The organism is Paenibacillus whitsoniae, from assembly GCF_003955665.1.
GTDB lineage: Bacteria > Bacillota > Bacilli > Paenibacillales > NBRC-103111 > Paenibacillus_E > Paenibacillus_E whitsoniae.
This window is the reverse complement of the sequence record NZ_RXHU01000152.1, coordinates 1-4,435: the sequence shown is the minus strand read 5'-3', so window position 1 is coordinate 4,435 and position 4,435 is coordinate 1. Positions and strand designations below refer to the sequence as shown.

Sequence of the window (4,435 nt, the reverse complement as noted above, 5' to 3'; positions counted from 1 at the left end):
ATGCCTGCCGATTCGCAGGAATTTATTAAAATCAGGTGAGGATTGAGGGAAATTCCTGCTTTTGTGCAGCTTTAGAAATCCGACCTGGCCCCCCGGCCTGACTTCCACGACCTGTATGGTTCCCTTCGGGTACACAATAGCAGGGGCGACCGCTCGCCATCGAGGTATTTCCGGGGTAGTTACCTTGTACGGGATTAACCTTCCGTGTATCATATTATTGTAAGCGTATACATTTTAGCGAGTTTGCATTTAGCCCCCTGCTTGTTTCATACGATTGAATAGTAAGCCCATGACTGGTTCACTAGGCGAATTTGATTACGCAGACGGGAGTGTGCGGCGATGTTTCAGGAGACTTTGCTCCAGGATAAAATCATTCTCATCACCGGCGGCGGCACGGGGCTCGGCCGTGCGATGGGCGAGCGTTTTCTCGCCCTCGGCGCGAAGCTCGCCATCACCTCGCGGCGCGAGGACGTGCTGGCTGCAGCCGCAGCCGAGATGAGCGCCGGCGGCGGCGAGGTGTTCTACGCGCCGTGCGATGTGCGCGACCCGCAGCAGGTCGCGGCCATGTGCGACGCCGTCTACGCCCGCTTCGGGCGCGTCGACGTGCTGGTCAACAACGCGGCGGGCAATTTTGCCTCGCCGACGGAGCGGCTGTCCCCGCGCGCGGTGGACGCGGTGCTGAACATTGTGCTCCACGGGACGTTCTACACCACGCTGGAGCTGGGGAAACGGTGGATCGACGAAGGCGCAGGCGGCACGATGCTGAACATCGTGACCTCTTACGCCTCGACCGGATCCGCCTATGTGGTGCCGTCCGCCGCCGCGAAAGCCGGCGTGCTGGCCTTGACCCGCTCCCTCGCGGTGGAGTGGGCCCAGTACGGCATCCGGCAGGTCGCTATCGCGCCGGGGCTGTTTCCGACGGACGGCGCGTGGAGCCGGCTCGCGCCGACGCCCGAGCTGGCGGAGCAGCTCGTGAACCGCGTGCCGCTGGGACGCGTCGGCAGCAAAGATGAGCTGGCGAACCTCGCCGCTTATCTGATCTCGGACTACGCCGGGTTCATCAACGGCGAAGTGGTCACGATGGACGGCGGCGAGTGGCTGCAAGGCGCAGGGCAGTTTAATGAGCTGCGCGAGGTGACCGATGCGCAGTGGGATGCCCTGAGCGAGCTGACGCGCAAAGGGAAGTGAACCGGCCGCAGCCTCAAGCAGCGTGTTGCGATGACTTTGAAGTAAGCCTCCCCGGCTGCGGGAGGCTTACTTTTTCTTTTGCGCCGATTTGAGCTTGGCCAGCTCGAGGTTCTCTTGCACGCGGAATTTCACAATCCGGCGGATCAGGTCATACGGAATCGGCTGCCCGAGCGGGAATTGAACCGTGCCTTTGGAGACTTTATAGTGCGGCGACAACTCCTCCATGAAGGCCGCCATCCCCTTCCCGGTCGGATAAAAGCCGATGTGCTTTTTAAACGCCGCAAAATACACCAGCGCACCGTGCAGCGCGTAGCCGGGCATGCCGTAGCTGATTTTTTCCGTCGCCTGCGGCGCTTCTTCCTTCACGATGGCGCGAATGTGATTCAAAATCTCCTGCACCTCCGCCGTCTGGCCCGCAAGGTAAGCCTCGACGGTGGCATAAGCGGTTTTCGTTGAATCCACGACAAACTCCTCCTTTGAGTAACGCTTGTACCCAAATCGTACTCGATTACCGCCGAAATAGAAAGAGCTCGGGCAGCATAGACAAGCTCCTTTATTTTTGTGTTGACCATATACTGTTTATATAATATACTAATTTCAACAAATACAGTTTACACAATAAACAGTAATAAAAAGGAGAGGATTTCAAAATGAATAAAACCGCTACCCCAGCTCCATTGGCCGGTCGCAAAGAATGGATCGCCCTTTGCATCTTATGTCTCCCGCTGATGGTCGTCTCGATGGATGTCTCTGTCTTGTTTTTCGCCGCACCGGCCATTGCCGCAGATTTGCTGCCAACAGCCACTGAACAATTGTGGATCTTCGACATTTACGGCTTTATCCTTGCCGGACTGCTGCTAACGATGGGCGCAGTCGGCGACCGAATTGGACGGCGTCGGCTGCTCATGATCGGGTCCGTCGGATTTGCTCTAAGCTCCTTGTTCGCGGCTTACGCCCATTCGGCCGGAGCGCTGATCCTCGCCCGCGGGATTCTCGGGATCGCCGGCTCCACCCTCATGCCATCGACGATCGCACTCGTTCGCACTATGTTCCAAAATCCCGCGCAGCGGACCAAAGCCCTGTCGGTCTGGAGCGCTGTCATGGCCAGCGGTGTCAGCGTCGGACCGATAATCGGCGGACTACTGCTTGATCACTTCTCCTGGGGCTCCGTATTTCTCATCAATATCCCGGCGATGGCGTTGTTGCTGGTCATTGCCCCTTTTCTCCTGCCCGAATCCCGCAGCGCCGCACGGAGCCGGGTCGATGTATACAGTTCGATTCTCGCGCTCGCAGCGATTCTTCCGGTTACTTATGGCGTCAAGACACTCGCTGAACATGGCTGGGCGCCGACTCCCGCCGCACTGCTCGCAGTTGGTGTACTCATCGGCATCGTCTTCGTACGCCGCCAGCTAACGATCCAAAACCCTCTGCTCGATATCCGTGCGCTGCTGGAACGGCGTACCGGCGGTTCAATTCTCGTCAACTTTATTGCGACGTTCGCGCTGATGGCCAGCGCCCTCATGAATACGCAATTTCTCCAGTCTGTGCTCGGTTATTCGCCGTTTGTCGCTTCCCTCTGGAGCGTCCTCCCTTCCATTGCCGTCGGGGCGGCGGCTCCGCTTGCCGCTAAGCTGTCGCAAACGCAAGGAAGACCGCGCGTCATGGCCGGCGGCCTTCTCTTATCGGTTATTGGTTTCGGTATCTTAACGCAAGTGCGTCTGGAGGGTTTCTCGCCACTTGTCGTCATGCTGGTTGGCGCTGGCCTCGTTGCGGCAGGCATCGTTTCCGTCATGACCCTCGTCACCGATTATGTCGTAGGCGTCGCCCCGGCCGACCGCGCCGGAGCCGTCGGCAGCCTAATCGAGACGTCCAGCGAGCTCGGCGGCGCATTCGGCATCGCCCTCCTCGGCTGCGTTCTTGCGGCCGTCTACCGCCATGCCGTCTCCCCTCACTTGCCATCGACGCTCGCGCCGGAGGCCGCTCACTCGGCCGGCCAAACCATTGCCGGCGCTTCGGCCGCCGCCAGTCATTTGCCTGCGGAAGCCGCATCACAGGTGATGGACGCTTCACGCGAGGCCTTCATGACTGCGATGCACGTCACCTGCCTCGTCTCCGCCGTCATCCTCTTACTGACGACAGCGGTCACGCTCGTGCTGCTCCGCGATAAGAAGCCGCTGGTTGACGTCGCGGCATAAAAGAAAGCCTGGCGAATTGGGATCGCCAGGCTTTTTTGTGTGTGCAGTATCAGTCACGCCCGCTTCAAATAATGTTCGATGCCGTCCAAAATCCGCTCCAAGCCAAAATCCAGGTCATTGCCAACGTTGTTTTCTTCCTCATTTTCACCGGTGTAGGCGCCCGACATGATGACCGGGTACAGGTTTGGGAATTGCTCCGGTTTGACTAAAACGCGAAGCGCCGCCGAATAATTGATTCCGCTGAACTCTTGCTCGCTCGAGCCCTCCTGAATCGCGCTGTCGATGTCCCTCTGAAGCATCCCGCAGGAACGGGCATAGCCGCTCAGCAGAAGAACGATAGACATCTTCTCAAAGTCGTTCAGCGGCATGTCCCGCAAAGGCCGAAGCGCCCAGTCCACGATGCGCAAATTGTTCGGCGCGATGGGAATCCCGAAGATCGGGATGTCCGCATACCACGGATGCTTGCGAAAAACATCAATCGTGCCCATCACATACTCGCGCAGGCCCTCCCGCCACTCATGCTGAGGCCGCTCCGGCGGCAGTGCAATGTCGCAGGCCGCGTCTTGCATGAGCATGAGCAGGTCGTTTTTGCTCGGAATGTAACGATAGAGCGACATGGCGGTGAAGCCGAGCTCCGATGCTACCCGGTTCATCGAAACCGCCGCGATGCCATTTGCATCGGCAATGTCTATCGCTTTCTTCACGATGAGATCGATGCTCATCTCCCGTTTAGGCCCGCGCTGCGGCGACTTCACGAAGCCCCAGCTTAGGGCGGCTCCCGCCGGCAGCATCTCCGCCGCCTCTTCCCGTGTTATATCTTGATCGCTCATTCGCGTTGCCCCCTTGTCGTCTGAACCCGCCTTACACAAAATGTATACATCATAAACAGTATATCATAATTAACCAAGATACGAAAAGGATAAGAAGGCGCACAAAAACCCCTCCTATAGACAAACTCCGTTATTGGAATCTGCTGTAGGAAGGGTTTTGGGTTAGGACAACCGTTAGTCGATGATGCTGCGGTCGGGGTGCGAAATCGCCCGGTCCCCTAC

The 4,435-nt window shown here is 58.2% G+C and carries 4 protein-coding genes; 2 read left to right on the top strand and 2 right to left on the bottom strand.

What is annotated here, in order from left to right; genetic code table 11:
• The first annotated feature begins 339 nt into the window (after positions 1-339).
• Positions 340-1,188 carry an SDR family oxidoreductase gene (locus EJQ19_RS31320; protein WP_126145129.1) on the top strand — a complete coding sequence of 283 codons (849 nt, stop codon included), beginning with the start codon at positions 340-342 and terminating at the stop codon, positions 1,186-1,188.
• Positions 1,189-1,254: 66 nt separating this feature from the next.
• Here EJQ19_RS31320 and EJQ19_RS31315 read toward each other — a convergent pair whose 3' ends face one another.
• Positions 1,255-1,650, bottom strand: a complete 396-nt coding sequence (locus EJQ19_RS31315; protein ID WP_126145128.1) for an iron chaperone — start codon at positions 1,648-1,650, stop codon at positions 1,255-1,257.
• Positions 1,651-1,838: 188 nt separating this feature from the next.
• Here EJQ19_RS31315 and EJQ19_RS31310 point away from each other — a divergent pair, with 188 nt between their 5' ends.
• Entirely contained in the window at positions 1,839-3,383 is a 1,545-nt protein-coding gene (locus EJQ19_RS31310) for an MFS transporter (protein ID WP_126145127.1), read from the top strand.
• Between the two features lie 53 nt (positions 3,384-3,436).
• Here the strand turns inward: EJQ19_RS31310 and EJQ19_RS31305 are convergent, their stop codons facing one another.
• A complete protein-coding gene (locus EJQ19_RS31305; RefSeq protein ID WP_126145126.1) occupies positions 3,437-4,213 on the bottom strand; it encodes a TetR/AcrR family transcriptional regulator in 777 nt (258 codons plus the stop codon).
• Between the last annotated feature and the right edge of the window lie 222 nt (positions 4,214-4,435).

Bases quoted from the DNA above. Each gene is read 5' to 3' on its own strand.
- EJQ19_RS31305 (WP_126145126.1), bottom strand. From the start codon at position 4,213: ATGAGCGATCAAGATATAACACGGGAAGAGGCGGCGGAGATGCTGCCG.
- EJQ19_RS31320 (WP_126145129.1), top strand. From the start codon at position 340: ATGTTTCAGGAGACTTTGCTCCAGGATAAAATCATTCTCATCACCGGC.
- EJQ19_RS31310 (WP_126145127.1), top strand. From the start codon at position 1,839: ATGAATAAAACCGCTACCCCAGCTCCATTGGCCGGTCGCAAAGAATGG.